The organism is Stenotrophomonas sp. 63632_Sma (assembly GCF_056482875.1).
This window is the reverse complement of record NZ_CM151220.1, coordinates 1,983,721-2,000,166: the sequence shown is the minus strand read 5'-3', so window position 1 is coordinate 2,000,166 and position 16,446 is coordinate 1,983,721. Positions and strand designations below refer to the sequence as shown.

General features: G+C 57.8%; 14 protein-coding genes. 4 read left to right on the top strand and 10 right to left on the bottom strand.

What is annotated here, in order from left to right; translation table 11 throughout:
* Nucleotide 1 precedes the first annotated feature (1 nt).
* From ACZK45_RS09300 to ACZK45_RS09290, 3 genes are read left to right on the top strand one after another with little or no spacing between them, the layout of a single operon-like run.
* Nucleotides 2–682 (top strand): YjbF family lipoprotein, encoded by a 681-nt coding sequence (locus tag ACZK45_RS09300; protein ID WP_154352455.1) that lies wholly within the window; start codon nucleotides 2–4, stop codon nucleotides 680–682.
* A gap of 2 nt (nucleotides 683–684) precedes the next feature.
* On the top strand, nucleotides 685–1,458 hold the full coding sequence (locus ACZK45_RS09295; RefSeq protein WP_478445748.1) for a capsule biosynthesis GfcC family protein: 774 nt from the start codon (nucleotides 685–687) through the stop codon (nucleotides 1,456–1,458).
* A complete protein-coding gene (locus ACZK45_RS09290; RefSeq protein ID WP_478445747.1) occupies nucleotides 1,455–3,617 on the top strand; it encodes a YjbH domain-containing protein in 2,163 nt (720 codons plus the stop codon). Before ACZK45_RS09295 ends, ACZK45_RS09290 begins: the two co-directional genes overlap by 4 nt.
* Nucleotides 3,618–3,945: 328 nt before the next feature.
* Here ACZK45_RS09290 and ACZK45_RS09285 read toward each other — a convergent pair whose 3' ends face one another.
* The 10 genes from ACZK45_RS09285 to ACZK45_RS09240 all read right to left on the bottom strand — a co-directional run bounded on the left by ACZK45_RS09285 (nucleotide 3,946) and on the right by ACZK45_RS09240 (nucleotide 14,857).
* Entirely contained in the window at nucleotides 3,946–4,209 is a 264-nt protein-coding gene (locus tag ACZK45_RS09285) for an integrase core domain-containing protein (protein WP_229301217.1), read from the bottom strand.
* Between the two features lie 244 nt (nucleotides 4,210–4,453).
* Nucleotides 4,454–5,614, bottom strand: a complete 1,161-nt coding sequence (locus ACZK45_RS09280) for a hypothetical protein (RefSeq protein WP_478445746.1) — start codon at nucleotides 5,612–5,614, stop codon at nucleotides 4,454–4,456.
* 82 nt (nucleotides 5,615–5,696) lie between these two features.
* Nucleotides 5,697–6,392 (bottom strand): WecB/TagA/CpsF family glycosyltransferase, encoded by a 696-nt coding sequence (locus ACZK45_RS09275; RefSeq protein ID WP_478445745.1) that lies wholly within the window; start codon nucleotides 6,390–6,392, stop codon nucleotides 5,697–5,699.
* Nucleotides 6,383–7,039, bottom strand: coding sequence for a glycosyltransferase family 32 protein (locus ACZK45_RS09270; RefSeq protein ID WP_154352451.1), 657 nt, complete (start codon nucleotides 7,037–7,039; stop codon nucleotides 6,383–6,385). The genes ACZK45_RS09275 and ACZK45_RS09270 overlap by 10 nt, the downstream gene beginning before the upstream one ends.
* Nucleotides 7,036–8,061 (bottom strand): glycosyltransferase, encoded by a 1,026-nt coding sequence (locus ACZK45_RS09265; RefSeq protein WP_478445744.1) that lies wholly within the window; start codon nucleotides 8,059–8,061, stop codon nucleotides 7,036–7,038. The genes ACZK45_RS09270 and ACZK45_RS09265 overlap by 4 nt, the downstream gene beginning before the upstream one ends.
* 68 nt (nucleotides 8,062–8,129) lie before the next feature.
* Complete coding sequence (locus ACZK45_RS09260; protein WP_478445743.1) at nucleotides 8,130–9,392, bottom strand: oligosaccharide flippase family protein; 1,263 nt, start codon at nucleotides 9,390–9,392, stop codon at nucleotides 8,130–8,132.
* Between the two features lie 33 nt (nucleotides 9,393–9,425).
* Entirely contained in the window at nucleotides 9,426–10,592 is a 1,167-nt protein-coding gene (locus ACZK45_RS09255) for a nucleotide sugar dehydrogenase (RefSeq protein ID WP_478445742.1), read from the bottom strand.
* A gap of 72 nt (nucleotides 10,593–10,664) precedes the next feature.
* Nucleotides 10,665–12,878 carry a polysaccharide biosynthesis tyrosine autokinase gene (locus tag ACZK45_RS09250; RefSeq protein WP_478445741.1) on the bottom strand — a complete coding sequence of 738 codons (2,214 nt, stop codon included), beginning with the start codon at nucleotides 12,876–12,878 and terminating at the stop codon, nucleotides 10,665–10,667.
* Between the two features lie 57 nt (nucleotides 12,879–12,935).
* Nucleotides 12,936–13,307 (bottom strand): arsenate reductase/protein-tyrosine-phosphatase family protein, encoded by a 372-nt coding sequence (locus tag ACZK45_RS09245; protein WP_019661368.1) that lies wholly within the window; start codon nucleotides 13,305–13,307, stop codon nucleotides 12,936–12,938.
* 215 nt (nucleotides 13,308–13,522) lie between these two features.
* Nucleotides 13,523–14,857 carry an undecaprenyl-phosphate glucose phosphotransferase gene (locus ACZK45_RS09240; RefSeq protein ID WP_478445740.1) on the bottom strand — a complete coding sequence of 445 codons (1,335 nt, stop codon included), beginning with the start codon at nucleotides 14,855–14,857 and terminating at the stop codon, nucleotides 13,523–13,525.
* A gap of 461 nt (nucleotides 14,858–15,318) precedes the next feature.
* Between ACZK45_RS09240 and galE the strand changes: the two genes are divergently transcribed.
* The gene (gene galE, locus ACZK45_RS09235; RefSeq protein WP_478445739.1) at nucleotides 15,319–16,356 is read left to right on the top strand and encodes a UDP-glucose 4-epimerase GalE; all 1,038 of its coding nucleotides are present in this window, start codon (nucleotides 15,319–15,321) and stop codon (nucleotides 16,354–16,356) included.
* Nucleotides 16,357–16,446: the final 90 nt, after the last annotated feature.

Below are 16,446 nucleotides of genomic sequence, written 5' to 3'. Positions count from 1 at the left end.
CATGATGCGCATGGATGTGCTCTTGGCGCGCCGCAGATTGCGGCGCGCCCTCCATTGGATGATGACCCTCTCCACGCTGGCTCTGCTGGCAGGCTGCACAACGGCCAGCCGTGCGACCAGCGATTCCTTTCGCCTGCTGCTGAAGCGACAGGTGACAGCTACTCCTGAACAGGTCGCCGCGAACCGCTTCCCACAGGCGCAGTTGAAAGCCCCCGACCTGACTGCCGTGATGGTGTTGGGTTACGTCGACGGGGGGCGCCAGAGCTGGTACGCCGGAAGCAACGCGGTATTCCAACTCGACGACACAGGCCTGGTAACGGGCGTTTCGAGCTCAGACCGGCAGATTCAGGCGCGCATCGCAGGAGCCTCGCCTTTTACCAGATTGCATGCGCTCAACAGCACCACCACTGTACAGCGCGAGTACGACTGGATTCCTGGCTACCGTATGGGGGTCAGGGCCACCGGCACCCTCACGCGTGGCGGTATCGAGTCGGTGAGCATCCTCGGCAAGGAACGGTCGTTGATTCGCTTTGATGAGCGCATCGAAGGCGGCTTCCATGCGCACAACATCTACTGGGCGGATCCCAGCACAGGCTTTATCTGGAAGAGCCGGCAGCAGCTGGGACCCTCCTACACAGTGGAGCTGGTGCAGCTCAAACCTTACCGCGCCGCAAAGGACTGACCATGGGATTTCGATTCTTGCCGCTGCTGGCAGCGTTGCTGGCTGCTGGTCCTGCCCTGGCCAACAAATCGCCGGCGCCCGGCAATCTTGAGGTCGTCGCTGATGGAGCACTGTCTGCACCGGGAAGCTACACGGTGGCTGTCGGCACCCGGCTTTCCCGGCTTCTCGCAACCACGCAACCCACTGCAGACGCCTATCTGCCCGCATTGGCGCTGTATCGGCCGCATGCACGCCTGCAGCAGGTTCGACTGCGTGCGGGTCTGCAACACGACCTCGACTTACTTGAGGAGCATCAGGATCCGCAGATCGCAGACGCAGCAACCGGGCTTTCTCGTTGGCTGCAGGACCATCCGGCATCGGGTCGCATACGACTGCCCGTCAACGACATGCGACTGATGCAGGTTCAGGCGGGCAGCGACCCGGTGCTGGAACAGGAAGATGTACTGATCGCTCCTCGCCGACCTGCCACGATCACCGTAGTGGGTGCGGTGGAATCAACCTGTGAGCTGACTCATCAGCCGCTGCGTGATGCGCATGAATACCTGCGCGAATGTGCTGTCACACCTGCGGCAGACCGTGATGAACTCTATGTGGTACAGCCAGACATGACTGTCCAGAAGATTGGCATCGCGCTATGGAACCGCTCCGATCCGCAGCCAGTCGCCCCTGGCGGCGTCATCTTCGTGCCACTGCGCCAGCACGCCGTCGCTGCAGTCGACAGCACCTTCAATGCCGAGTTCGCGGCGTTCATCGCTACCCAGGCCCTGCAACCGTGATTCGCTCCACCCTCTCTTCCGCCGGCGCTACGCGCCCTACCGCCTTCGCCCTGTCGCTGCTCGCCCTGTCGCTGGCAGCCGAACTGCATGCACAACAGGCTCCGCCCCCGACTGCCAGCGAATGGGGTGGCATCGGCTTGCTGCAGACACCGACAGCACGCATGGCCGAGGATGGGGATATCGCGTTCACTGCATCACACAATTCTCCGTACAGTCGATACAACCTGACGCTGCAGCCATTCTCTTGGCTGGAAGGCTCGTTCCGATACATCAACGTCTCCAACCTGCGATACGGGGAAACCAGCCTCAGCGGTGACCAGAACTACAAGGACAAGTCGATCGATTTCAAGGTGCGATTCTGGCGCGAAACGCGCTGGACGCCAGATCTTGCCTTCGGCGTGCGTGATCTGGGCGGCACGGGCTTCTTCTCCAGCGAGTACTTGGTCGCGAGCAAGAATTTCGGCCCTATTGATGCATCCGTTGGCCTGGCAACCGGCTACATTGGCAATCGCGGCGACTTTTCGAACCCTCTAGGAGCAATCGATGATCGCTTCAAGGAGCGCCGGCCTATCGCCGGAAGCAATATCAATGACGCCGGCAAGTTCGGGGTGAGCAACATGTTCAAAGGCCCAGTAGGCATCTTTGGCGGCATCACCTACCAAACACCGTGGGATCCCCTGCTAGTCAAGGTCGAGTATGACGGCAATGATTACAGGCGCGAACCGCGACGCAACAACCTCAAGCAAAGTACGCCGGTGAACATCGGATTGGTCTACGCGCCAAATCGAAATGTGGAACTCACAGCGGCTTGGGAGCGTGGTGAGGCGGCCATGTTTTCATTGACCCTGCGCGGGAATCCCGGTCATGCCCCCTCTGCACCTAAGCCCTTCGATCCACCTCCCACAAGGATTGACCGGAGCGCGCTAGCGAACCAAGGAGCATCAAGTGCGACGCAACCGGATTGGAAGTCCGTCGCTGGCGACATTGACGAGAACGCTGGATTCCGCGTAGACAGCATTTCCCGCCGCGGCAGCGAGCTGGTGATCGATGGCTATCAGAATCGCTACGCCAGCGCAGCCAAGGGCATGGGCCGCGCTGCGCGCATTCTTGGCAATACGCTTGACGACAGCTACGACTGGTACACATTCCGGACGACACGTCTGGGCATGCCAACCGTAGACATGTCGATCAAGCGAGAGACCATCGAGGCGTATCTGCAAGGGGCTGCAAGCGAAGATGACCTTCGACGCAGTACCGAGATCAGCGCGCCCACCGCCATCCGGACCGATACCCTCTATCAGGCAGGAAGCCGCCCCTGGGGAGGCGGCTTCAGCTTTGGGTATCGACAGAATCTCGGCGGCCCGGATGGGTTCATCCTGTATCAGGTTTCTGCCAATGCAAGCGGGAGCATATTCTTCCGTCCAAACGTATGGCTGACAGGTTCGCTGAGCGCGAACGTCATCAACAATTACGACAAATTCCGCTACGATGCCCCGAGCAATGTCCCGCGAGTACGAACTGATATCCGCAGGTACTTGAATACATCCGACCTAACAATGCCCAACCTGCAGTTCAACATTGCAGGCCGACTTGGCAAAGACCTCTACGGCATTGCGTACGCCGGCTATCTTGAGTGGATGTATGCCGGTGTGGGCGGCGAGCTTCTCTATCGACCGATGGGTGAATCATGGGCAGTTGGCGCCAATTTGAACCACCTGCGCCAGCGTGATTTCAATCAGCATTTTGGTTTGCGTGATTACCGAATTACCACGGGCCACGCCACACTTTACTACTCGTTTGACGCACAGGAACGAGTCGTTGGCTCTCTCTCGGCAGGACGGTATCTGGCCGGCGACTACGGCGCCACGATCAATGTCGCGCGGATTTTCGACAATGGCATGAGCATGGGGGCCTATGTTACGAAAACCGACATGTCTGCAAGGGACTTCGGGGAGGGCAGCTTCGACAAGGGAATCTACTTCAGCATACCGTTTGACAGCATTCTTCCTCGCTCCACCCGCGGCAGCGCAACCATCAACTGGGCCCCCCTTATCAGGGATGGCGGCGCAATGATGAGACGGAAGTACTCGCTCTATAGCATTACCGGCGAGCGTGAAGATCGACTTTTCTACGACAACATCCGGTCGATTGCGGATTGAGCGAAGCAGCGAATAGCGAAAAAGTGGCGCTCGCTTTACCAGTTCGCAGGAGCCGCTGACCCAGCAACCAACGCGCGCCACAATCGAACGCCCGCGCCAAGCTCAGTCCTGCAATCCCCCCCCAACTTCACCCACAGTTCGGTGGCCTATCGCTGATGTGACGCCAAGGCCCCCAACAGCCTTACGTCACCCAGCCAAGAATGCGATAGCCAGACGAGGGCTCGACCTCAATCAAATTCTAGTCGGCGAAGCCACCCTAGGTGGGACTGCATGTGCAAGCTCTCAGACTTAGCGCGCCAATGTAATGACCCACCGGTTTCTGCTCAGGTCATGCGGTCAATGTAGCCGCAAAGGCCGCATCCAGGGTCATCATCTTCAGTGCCTGATGTGGGCGCTGCTGGCCGTAAAAGGCGATCCAGTCAGCGATCACCTGCAGCGCATGGGCAAAGTGATGCCTGCGCACGCATTGCTCTTTCAGTGTCCTGATCAAACGTTCCACCATTCCGTACTGCTGTGGGCACTGCGGGGTGATGAACTCCAGCTTCAGGCCGTAGCTGCGCACCAGCCGGGTGTAATCGCGACTGGTGAACACTAGGCCGTTGTCTGAGCGGATTAGGAACGACTCTCAACGGAGCACTAGATCAGCCTAGTTCCAGCCGGTCTGGCAACCGACAGGCTAGCCCTGAATGATATCCAGGACCAGAGTCGGCTTGCCTCGGGCGGCGCATCGCTCAACCTGTACGTCTTTCACTTTACTCGTCGCGGCCTTCTTCACGGAAAGCAAAACCTCAGCCGAAAGGCCTCATTCCACCACGGATACTGTCCATCAAACTCATTTAGCCTGGAACCGCATAACGGCTAGAACTCAAAACTGGCGCCTTGCGAAGGCCCAGCGCCAATGCGAGAGCGAGAGCCACAAACACACTATTCATTGCCGAAACCGAAAGTGCAGAACTGCAAACTATCCCACTAAACACTGCAACATCATTCTTTGAATACCCACTATTCCTCAGCGCGCGCCACATAAACCACAAAAGGAAAGCGAGACCAATGATTCCATGATCAAAAACAACTCGAAGGAAATAGGAGTGCAAAATTACGGAATAACAGCGCCCATCACCCGCGAAACTAAATAAATCATCATAGAAGGCCAGCCTCCCGCAAGCCGCACTAGATAGCGGCGTCAGCGGCATGCTTCCAACTAGAAACTTCCAAGATGGCCAACTCGAAACCTCATTCACGAACACCATCATAAAGTTATATCTATCAATCGACTCAACCCCCCCTCCCTCAGACCGAAGGAAAAAGATAGCCGCCGCGACCGCCCCAAGAGCCAACATGCCTGCGAAGTAAAAAAAGGTTTTGAGACTTAGCCTATTTAGGTACAGCCCATAGAAAAGTACAAGCAGTGCGAGAACCGAACTTCGTGAACCAGACAGAGCAACGATAGCCAATAGAACCAAAAACCAATAGGTCATTCTCCGACCCAGATCACCCCTAACCACAAAGAAATAAAGAATAATAAATATCAACTCAAAATTATTTTCCACATATATTCCCGGCCTCGACCCCATTCTAGGAGTAAAGTTCATAACTATTGAGTATGAATACTTAATCAAAAATGCCACAAGAAGAAATTTAAGAACACGTACCGCAACCTTCCTAGAAAATACATCTGACTTATAGAAAAGGCACAAAGGAATCACGTAGAAGAAGGCCTTGTAAGCCTGCGCAAAATCGAGAGGGTGCGCAGGTTTATACAGACCCATCACCACGAACGAACCAAAAACATAGGCGACTGACGCAATGAAGAAAGCAACAACCGAGCGTTTCGGCAATCGAAAAACGATTAATGCAGCAAGGACAAGCACGACCTCAAAAATTGGTCCTGCGGGCAAATAGTTGTACGAGAACGGGCTAAAAAGCCCTACCACCCCCAAGGCAATAAGAGAATAGAAGCACAACTTCTCCGCAAAACCAACGCGCGCATTAATCATTGCGAGTTCCCAAGCATTAGCACCACTACCCCCCCCCGAAGCCCACAACAAAAACTCCAAGCGAATCGAAGGCGAGAAAATTCTATCGAAAATAAACCCTATCCAAAATGAACGCAACCAATCCAACCGGATAGTCAATAGCGTATCTAGGAATAAGCCTCCTGGGCTCCTTCCATATTCTATATAACCAACGAAGATTCAATTTGTCCATCAGGAGCGGGTAGTAGCTAACCCCTTCACTCCCAACTAGTTGATCAAGGTATCCGCCGCAAGTGTATCCAGTGCCCTTCCAAGCGTACGCCCTAAGCTTAAGCAAAAGGTCCTCTTGGTGCGGAGTCCCCATACTGCAGATAACAACATCGCATTGAGCAGCTCGGGCCAGAACCTCCGATAACATCTCTTCTGGAAAGTAGCCATCAGAGACGAACTTGACATTCAACGCTGGATAACGCCTCATTAAATGATCAGCAGCCGATGCAGCGACGCCTGGCAACGATCCGATCAGCGCCACACTCAGGCCATGCGAGACACACTCGGAAAAGACAACCGGAGCCAGCGACGTGTCGTCGAAACTCTCCCGTTGAACTGTTCGCCCTCCGCAAACCCGTGCAAGTAGGGCTAGAGAAATACCATCAAAATGAACTAAGAAGGCTTCCCCTCGAAGAACATCAGGCCGCAGTTTCCGCAAAACGCGGTAGGAATATGGATTGACGAAGGTGTGAAGCCTTCCGTCAAGCCCCTTTCCTGCCCGAAGGGAACGAGCTCCCTCTACTTCCACAACTTCTTCTCCACCTTCTTAATTACTCGACTGAAAATGTTCTGCCGCCAGGACTTACCCCAGTGATGAATAGCAAAAGTGTCTGGAGTAATGTCTTGGAACATCAGTTCCTTGGTAGCAGACCCCCTATCATACGGATTGTATGGATAGAAGTAGTTTGGCGGAAGGACACGCACTCCATCCTTCGAAATCGTCCGCAGCGCCTCCATGGCCACCTCCGGAGCAATCATGTATGGCCGTTTTGCCTCATGCCGCTCATCGATAAAGTCCATGCATGCACGCATAAAAGCGTGCCCCTTAACGGCACCAAACACCCCTGTGGTTGCCCTACCTCGGGACTCTTCACCTATGAACATCTCACAGTCCAGGAGAGGCTCCATGTTCTTGATGACTTCGACATCAGCATCAAGATATACCCCTCCCTGACTGTGTACGACACGCAATCGCACGTAATCCGAGAGAAATGCCCACTCTTTTCGCGCGTAGCATGACTTCAAAAATGGCGTGTCAATCACCGTATTGGATTCGTCCCACCGCACGATTTCAAAGTCCGGAAGCCACGCATTCCAGCTATCGACACAGCGCTCATACATTGCAGGCAGCGGTTTCCCGCCAAACCAGCAGTAGTGAATCTTCTTGTCAATCACGATGTCACTTCCTTGATAATGTCGGTCACCGTCTTCGCGTGCACTCGCTCGCTGAATCTGTCCAACCCTAGGGCCGACCGCCCCCAGGCATCGCGACACTGCTCCGGATCGCCGCTGATCTTTTTCAGCGCAGCTCCCCACGACTCAACACTATCGTCGAGCACCACAAAGTAGGGATCAACGGTTTCCGGCAGTCCCCCTCGATTGCTTACAAGCACTGGACGACCGTGCGACAAGGCCTCTATCGCGGCTCGACCAAGCGGTTCATGCCACCGGGACGGCACAAGCAGAACATCGATCGAGGAAAAAATATCCTCAACATGGGATTTCCAGCCGCCATAAATAAGATTGGGCAGCCGAAAGTTCTTCTCTGCTGCGGAAAAATAGAAGAACTTAATTTTCGGCAGCGATGCCGCCAGCCCAGTCAGAACATCCTCACCTTTATGCGCTGAGGGGTTGATCATGCCTACATGCAGCTCGGCACGGGGCTGAATGTAGCTATGGCACTTACCAGAGAGTGGCGGATAGAGTACAGATATGCGATCACGAGGAATTCCGAAGTAATTACCAACCAGCCTCTGCATAAAGCGGCTGTTGGTTATCACCCTATCGGCTGATCGATACGCCCGTCGCACCCGACCCATTCCTGCGACGTCGAAAGCGAGCGCTTTGAGTCGTGCAATCGCTCCACCGTGATGCTGGCTGTAATAGAGATCTTCGAATGCTCGAGTAATGATCACATGCGCAGCGCCAACACTCCTCTTCATCAGCAAGGAGTAGACGATATCCGAAACGCCATTTGTGGAAAGTACGACACGCACCCCGCTACTACTCAGCACATCGTCAAGCTGCGCCTTGATCCATGTGCGCTTTCGAACCCGGGAAGAAAATCCCTTCTCCGGGAAAAGCGCCGTCAGATACCTGATGCCATGCCCCTCAAGCAATGTGATGACATTTTTTGAGAGATTTGGCGCAATGACCATACACTGACCCGCGCGGGAGGCATCGACTATCAGCTGCATGTTCGAAACATGGCCGCCACTGGCCCCAGCATCACCACGTGCTTTCAGGGCATAGAGAGCAAAAACTATCATTGCGAACCCCAACCAGGACGCAAAGTCCGCGCCAACCACAGATAGAATGCGACCAACGTAGCCTCACCTGCGACAGTAGAAAGTACTGCGCCCCATAATCCGAGAACTGGAATGCAAATGAGATTAAGGCCGACGCAAATTGCGGCTACGGCAAACATAGCGGCAACCTTTGGTCGCACAAAGCAGTCAAGCGAAAGCGACGCCCCAACTGAAATGGAGACAAATCGCAAAGGGATTGCGACAGACAACCCTGAAAGCAAAATACCCGCCTGCCCATACTGATCGCCGAAAATCAGCGGAATGACAAAGGGCGAAGTCACCGCACAACCCAACCCGGCTAGGCTCCCCAGCCCCGCCATCAACTTGACTCCACGCGCGTGAGCCTGAAGATAGCGCTCTTGAGAGTGCGCTGCCCACCGATGCAACCTCGGCAACATCATTTTCTGGTAGACGACATTCGGCACCATGTAAACAGCCATGAGTATCGATGCGGCCGCGCCGTAAGTGCCAGCGGCTGCTGATCCAAGGAGATAGGTGAGGGAGACGATACTGGCCTGGAAGTAGAACTGATAGAAGATCCCTCCCAACCCGTAGGGAAGAGCTCCCTTGCCCGCCTCGATCATTCTCGGGACTTCTGACTGGGCGATGGAGCCCGATAGCAGTCCAGCTGGACCATGACCAACCAGCTTGATTTCGCCTCGTGCAAGACTATTCAGATGGCGCCAACCGGCGACAAGCGTGATCACGGCAACCAAAGCAAATGCCCAGCTCATTGCCTGGGCATCCAGTCCTTCGACCTTGCACAAGAGTAGCGAAACCAACCCCAGTCGAGCGAACTGGGGGGCCGTCTGCCAGAGCATCAATGCAAGGGGGCGCTCTTCCAGCAAAAAGCGGGTTCCGATGATCTCCAGAAAAGCCATCGACAACAGATGGAACTGGAGAATCAGTAGACTCGCACCGGCATGACTTGAAGCACCGGCCAACAGCCCAACCACGCTGACAAGACAGAGCGCGGAGAAAGTAGACCAAATTCCAAATCGCAGTGAAGCGGGCATCCAGCGCCGCGCCCCCCAACCTTCTTCGCCAAAGACGCGGAGCCAGAAGGACTGCACGCCAAATCCGGCCAGCGGTGCGGCCGCGGTGACCGTAGCCAGCGCCGACGCAAAGATGCCAAATTCACTAGGCCCTAATGCTCGAGCGATAAGAATCTGAGTAGTAAACGCGGCACCCGATCCCAGTAGAGTAAAAATCGAGAGCACCGCTACGCTCGCGCGATCGGAAGACGGCACTGGTCAGTCCGCCCCGAACAAATCGCGAGAGTACGTTCGGGTCGAAACGTCGTAGAGCTCATCATTTACGCGATTTGCAACAATCACGTCAGAAAGCACCTTAAACACATCAAGATCTCGCACCACTTTCGAGCCGAAGAACACATCCTCTCGTAGCAACGGCTCAAATACGATGACCTCGACGCCTTTCGCCTTCAGCCGTTTCATGACGCCCTGAATACTCGATGCACGAAAATTGTCGGACCCGGACTTCATCGCGAGGCGGTAGATGCCGACAACCTTCGGGCTGCGAGCAAGAATCTCATCCGCAATGAAGTCCTTTCGTGTACTGTTGGAATCGACGATTGCCCGAATCAGGTTCTGGGGAACATCCTGATAATTCGCAAGCAGTTGCTTTGTATCTTTGGGGAGGCAGTAGCCTCCGTAACCAAATGATGGATTGTTGTAGTGCCCACCTATGCGCGGGTCCATGCAGACACCCTCGATCACCTGACGGGAGCTCAGACCATGGGTAGCGGCATACGTATCAAGCTCGTTGAAATAGGCGACGCGCATTGCCAAATATGTATTGGCAAATAGCTTGATTGCCTCTGCCTCAGTTGAATCGCAGAAGAGGGTGGGAATGTCCGTTGCTTCCGCCCCGCCTTGCAAAAGCCCTGCAAAAGCCCTCGCCCTGTCGCTATCCTCGCCCATTACAATACGACTAGGATGGAGATTGTCGAACAACGCCTTGCCTTCGCGCAGAAATTCGGGCGAAAAAATGATGTTCTCCGTACAAAAACGCTTCCTTGCCGATACAGTGAAGCCGACAGGTACCGTTGACTTGAGAATCATGATCGCTGAGGGGTTGACCTCCAACACGGCGGCGATGACCGACTCGACCGAAGCTGTATTGAAGCGATTGGTCGCAACGTCGTAGTCGGTAGGTGTCGCAATCACCACATAATCGGCATTCCCATAGGCAGACCGCGCATCCAGGGTTGCATGAAGATCGAGCTCTCGTGTTGCCAGATATCGCTCAATATCGCGATCCTCGATCGGCGATATCCGGGCATTGATCTGCGCCACCTTGGCTGCATTAATATCAACCGCCATGACAGAATTATGCTGGGCAAGCAGGATGGCATTTGCCAATCCGACATAACCAGTGCCCGCAATCGCGATCTTCATGGTTTAAATTCGATTCTAGAAAGATGGCTGCACACACAACCGAGCTTCTGGATAACCAATCCCACTTGAAACTCAGTGATTGCTCGACTTGTACTCGTAGTACCCGTAGCTGTAATAGCCCGTAGCGCGACGCTGTACCGCGTTGAAGATCGCACCCTTGATGCGCACGTTGTTCTGTTCAAAGCGGCGCTTGGCGAGCGCCAGCTCCTTCGCCTGGTTGAGGCCAAAGCGCGCCACCATCAGGCAGGTACCGGCGTGATGGGCAATGATCGCAGCATCGGTAACGGCCAGGATCGGCGGCGTATCCACAATGACCAGGTCGTACTGCGGTGCCAGCTCTTCCAGCAACGCGGTGAAGTTGGCGTGCATCAGCAGTTCCGACGGATTCGGCGGAACGTCGCCACGCGCGATGAAGCTCAGATTGTCCAAGCCCGGAAGGCTTCGCACCACCTGAGAACGATCAACCTTGCCCACCAGAAGGTCAGACAGGCCCGGGGTCTGCGCTGCACCCAACGCCTTGTGCAGGGTTCCCTTGCGCATGTCGGCGTCGATGATCAGCACGCGCTGCCCGGCCTGCGCGATCACCGCCGCGAGGTTGGAGGACACGAATGTCTTGCCGGCGTTGGGGCTCGCGCCAGAGATCAGCACGATGTTGTTCTTGGCCTCCAGACGCGCGAAGTGCAGGCTCGTGCGCAGGCTGCGCACCGCTTCGATGGCCAGGTCGGCCGGGTCTTTCACCGCCAGCAGATGCAACTTGCCGTCGGCGCGGAACTTGCCGCGGACCGAATCGGTCTGCTGCTGCGTACTCACCGGAATCGAGGCATATACCGGGAGACCCAGCTCTTCGATCTGCGCGGGGTCTTCCACGCCGCGATTGAGCAACTGCTTCAGCAGTACCAGCGCCACCGACAGGAACGCGCCCAGGACGGTACCGATCAGCACCACCACCGCCTTGCGCGGCTTGACCGGCGTAGTGGCATCGACTTCGGCAGCATCGACGATGCGCACATTGCCGACGGTGCCCGCACGGGCCACGTCCAGCTGCTGCGCCTGATTCAGCATGCCGGTATACATCTCATTGCTGACCTGGAGGTCGCGGGTCAGGCGCAGCAACTCCTGCTGCGCTTCCGGAAGCTGCTTGACCTGCCCCTGGAAGTTGCTCTTGCGCCCCTCAAGCTCGCCGATCTGGCGCATCAGCGCCTGGTAGGCCGGGTGGTCGCGGGTGAACTTGCGGTCCATCTCCGCCTGCTGCAGGCGAAGTTGCTGGATGCTGGTTTCCACGGCCACTTCCTGATCCAGCAGGCCCTTGGTCTGCAGGGTCAGATCCACGGAGTTGGCACGTGTCTGGTAGGCACTCAGCGCCTTCTGCGCCGCATCCACCTGGTTGCGGACATTGGGCAGCTGCTCCTTGACGAAGGTCAGCTGCGCAGAGGCCTCGGCCGAATTGCGCTCGACGTTCTGGCGGACGTAAGCCTGTGCCACCTGCTGCAGGAAGTTCTGCGCCAGGACCGGGTCGGCACTCTCATAGGCCAGGGTGAGGATGCCAGAGTCCTTGCCGGACTCGCTCACGGCAATGTCCTTCTGCAGGTCGTTGATGACCGTCAGATGGCGCTGGCGCGACACTTCGAAGCGCATGCCCGGATGCGCCCGCATCTCGGCAACCTGCGCGGTCACCCCCTTTCCGCTGGCGACCTTGCCGACCTGTCCCTTCAACAGAAGATTGTCGTCTTCGTCGAACAGTTCATAGCTGCTGTTCTCGCCGACCACCAGAGTCATCGGTCGTGCCAGCAGCGCGCGCGGCACGTCCAGCTGGAAGATCTCCAGCCTCTCGCCGCCCCAGCCGAAACGGCTCATGCCAAAGCGAACATCAGCCAGAGCGTCCGGATCGGCACGCTCCGCCTTGCGCGCGACATAGCCGCCCAGCAGCGGGAAGCGATTGGGCTCGATGGTGATATCCAGCTTCAACGCATCGACTGCGCTGCCGACCACCGCACGTGAAGTAATCAGTGCGATCTCGGTGGTTGCCTCTGCAGATCCAGTGCCCATGCCCAGCGACTGGCTGATATCCGACAGGCCTGGCAACGAAGGCACCTTCGATTCAACCTGGACGATTGCATCCGCGCGATAGATCGGCGTGGCCAGCAACGCATAGGCCACCGCAACCACGAAGAAGAGCCCGGTAATGCCGACGATCCACCACTTGTAGTCGATCAAGGTTCCAAGCAGCTGGCGCAGATCGATCTCGTCGCTGTCTTCCGGTGCGGAGGTACGGGCTTCAGTGGTCATGGATTGGGAATCTTCAATGCGGGAAAAGAGTTGCAGGACAGGAGTTCGCAGCGGACTTCAGAGGTGCCGCGCCCAGCTCTCCACACCCTCGGCCATCAACTTGTAGACATGCTCGAACGCCGGGCGCTGCTGGCGGTACGGATCGGGAATCTCCCGATCCTGCTGCCATTTGCCCAGCAGGAAGGTCTTTCCGGACGCCTGCGGCGCGATCTCGGCGATGCGGCGCACGTGCTTGCGCTCCATGGTCAGCACCAGGTCAGCGGCTCCCAGGATGGCGTCATCGATCTGGCGCGCGCGATGGGCCAGGCCATCCATGCCCTGCTCGACCAGCAGCTCCTGCGCCGTGGCATCAATGCCGTGCCCAACCAGCGCACCGAGACCCGCGGAGGACACCTGGATGCCCCTACCCTCGACCGCCTGCCGCAGCATCACTTCTGCGGACGGACTGCGGCAGATGTTGCCGACACATACAAAAAGAACGTTCTTGAACACTGACCTGGATCCTGTGGCATTCCTTGCGGCGCACGCGACCAGAACACCCAAGGCCGGCGGCAGCCGCACAGCATACCTTACAAGCGCACTACAGGCGATGAAATCGCCAACAGATTCATGGGATTACGTCTCAGTTCCAGAAATCGGCCACCTCAGTACGCCGATTTCTGCCCCAGCACCTTCAGTGCCGTCAGCACGATGATCCGCACATCCAGCGTCGGGCTCCAGCGCCGGATGTAATCGATGTCGTACTGCACGCGCTTCTTCATCGAGCGCAGCTCCGGCGTCTCGCCACGCAGGCCGTGCACCTGCGCCCAGCCGGTGATCCCGGGCTTGACGTAGTGACGATGCATGTAGCGCTCGATCACGCGCTCGTAGTGGTTGTTGTGCTGGATCGCGTGTGGGCGCGGCCCGACCACCGACATGTTCCCGCCCAGCACATTGAAGAACTGCGGCAGTTCATCCAGGCTGCTGCGACGCAGGAAGGCGCCAAACCGGGTGACGCGCGGGTCACCACGCGTTGCCTGGGTGATCTGCCCCTCCCCCTCCGCGTGCACGCGCATGGAGCGGAACTTGAGCATCCAGAACTCCTTGCCGCCCAGCCCATGGCGCTTCTGGCGGAACAACACCGGCCCCGGCGAGCTCAGCTTCACGCCAATGGCGAGCACGGCGAACAACGGCGCCAGCAGGACCACCGCTGTGCCGGCAACGATGATGTCCTCGACCCGCTTGAACAGCCGGAAACGATGATCCGCCAGGCCTTGGCGGACGCCGATCATCGGCACATCCCCCACCTGGTGCACGCCGGGATTGAGCGCACCCAGGCCCGTGGTATCGGGAATCAGGCGTACAGGCACCGGAAAACGCTCGATCTGCTTGAGCATGTCCTTGATGGCGCCAGCATGCCCCATTGGCAGCGACACCCACACCTGATCGAATTCGCCGCGGTGCTGATCCATGTACTGCGGGACATCTTCCAGCCCCCCCAGCCGGCACGGGGCGTCCCCACCACGGCGGGTCGCGATATCGCCCGCGCTGGCAAAGTAGCCGATGACGTCCTTGCCGAGTTCCGGCTTCCCGCGCAGCAGGCGATGCAGCCGCAATGCCGGGGCCCGCAGCCCCACCAGCAGGATCCTCTCATGATCCATGCCGCGCGAACGCAGCCGGTGCAGCTGCACCCTCAGGAGCACACGCAGCGCCGCCATCGACCCCAGGCCAAAGGCATACCAGCCAATCAGCCAGGTCGACGGCACCGCATCGGCAAGCCCGACCACGACGGCGTAGAGCGAGAACAACGCGAAGGTGGCGGACCAGGCCAGCAGCAGCAACCAGAGGTCGGCCAGCAACCCGCGCATCCGCCAGTTCCGATACAGGGGCGCAACGGAGAAGCACACGATGGCGCTGAGAATCACCGCGCCAAAGACGATTCGCTGGGAAGAGTCCGGCGCAGCTGCACCGTACAACAGGGTATGGGAAAGCACTGCCATGCCCGGCAGCAGCAACAGATCGCCCAGCCGCAAGCCCAACTCGAGGGCAGCCCGCGCTTCTACGCGGCGTCGGCCCGCCCGGGCCCGCGCTGCGGGGAGGTCTTCTACTGATCCATGTAGCAAAGCACTTCTCCATTCACGACTCGACCGAACGCTGAATTGTTCGTCTTCACGTGCATGGACTCCCCAGCCAGCACGCGATTGTCAGAGGTTTGTCAATCAGGCGTGACTGAATTGTGAATGATGTCTGCAGCAAAAGATAGGAACCTCAAGTCGGGAGAACCCCCACCCATCCACACAATTAAACGCAAACCATTGAAAATATTACGAATTTTAAATATGTCCAATTGTGTCCAATTACGTCATTTTGCGTCAGAAGCAGCATCCGTCCGCCGCTAGGACCCGCCCCGGATTCATCACCACTGATAGACTCGCGACCAGTTCTGCAACAAGGAAGATGCGTGTCGGATATCCTCATCTGCGGCGGCGCCGGCTACATCGGCAGCCACATGGCCCAGTACCTGGCCGAGGCCGGCCACTCCGTAGCCGTGCTCGACAACCTGTCCACCGGCCATCGCGACGCGGTCCGCTGGGGCGAACTGCTGGAAGCTGACCTGCTGGACCCCGAGGCGCTCGAGCGCGCCCTCCAGGGCCGCCATTTCGACGCCGTCATGCACTTCGCCGCACGTTCGCTGGTGGGCGAATCGGTTTCCGCTCCTTATACCTACTACGCGAACAACGTCACTGGCACACTGAACCTGCTGGCCGCCATGCGGCGCCACGACATCGATCGCATCGTGTTCTCCTCCACCGCTGCGGTATTCGGCAATCCACTGTCGGACGTGATCGATGAGGACCACCCCAAGGCGCCCATCAACCCTTACGGCGCCAGCAAGCTGATGGCAGAGCGGATTCTCGCTGACGCAGCCACAGCCTACGGCCTGCGTTCAACCTGCCTGCGCTACTTCAATGCCGCAGGCGCCCTGCCCGACCAGGGCATTGGCGAGGCCCATGCCTGCGAAACCCACCTGATTCCCAATGTCCTGCGTGCCGCATTGGGCATCGGCAACGCCATGAAAGTGTTCGGCAATGACTACGCAACACCCGATGGCACCTGTGTGCGCGACTATGTACACGTGCAGGATCTGGCCCAAGCCCACGCGCTGGCACTTGAGTACATGGAGCACACGCCCGGTGCGCACGCCTTCAATCTGGGCAATGGGCAGGGTTTCTCCGTCCATGAGGTGATTGCAGCCGCGGCAGCGGTCAGCGGACGCGAAATTCCGTTTGAGATGGCGGAACGCCGCCCGGGCGATCCGGCCAGCCTGGTGGCGTCCTCTGCCCGGGCTCGCGAGATCCTGGGTTGGCAGCCGCGCTGGACCGAGCTGGCACCGATCATCGCCAGTGCCTGGCAGTGGCATCGCAATCCTCCCACTTGGTCGCCACAACCGTCCATCCCGGCATCCGCGCGCGCGATGGACGAAGCCCTGCCTGCCTGAACAGGCACCCCACACAGGGATGGCCTATCGGTGCGGTTTCACCCCGCACCGCACCAATGCCCAGCAACCTCCCTCTGCTACCATCGGCGG

What these genes read in the sequence shown, in the direction of transcription:
- ACZK45_RS09300 (WP_154352455.1), top strand. Translation starts at nt 2, where the DNA reads ATGATGCGCATGGATGTGCTCTTGGCGCGCCGCAGATTGCGGCGCGCC.
- ACZK45_RS09295 (WP_478445748.1), top strand. Translation starts at nt 685, where the DNA reads ATGGGATTTCGATTCTTGCCGCTGCTGGCAGCGTTGCTGGCTGCTGGT.
- ACZK45_RS09280 (WP_478445746.1), bottom strand. Translation starts at nt 5,614, where the DNA reads ATGATTAATGCGCGCGTTGGTTTTGCGGAGAAGTTGTGCTTCTATTCT.
- ACZK45_RS09265 (WP_478445744.1), bottom strand. Translation starts at nt 8,061, where the DNA reads ATGCAGCTGATAGTCGATGCCTCCCGCGCGGGTCAGTGTATGGTCATT.
- ACZK45_RS09255 (WP_478445742.1), bottom strand. Translation starts at nt 10,592, where the DNA reads ATGAAGATCGCGATTGCGGGCACTGGTTATGTCGGATTGGCAAATGCC.
- ACZK45_RS09250 (WP_478445741.1), bottom strand. Translation starts at nt 12,878, where the DNA reads ATGACCACTGAAGCCCGTACCTCCGCACCGGAAGACAGCGACGAGATC.
- ACZK45_RS09245 (WP_019661368.1), bottom strand. Translation starts at nt 13,307, where the DNA reads ATGCTGCGGCAGGCGGTCGAGGGTAGGGGCATCCAGGTGTCCTCCGCG.
- ACZK45_RS09240 (WP_478445740.1), bottom strand. Translation starts at nt 14,857, where the DNA reads ATGGCAGTGCTTTCCCATACCCTGTTGTACGGTGCAGCTGCGCCGGAC.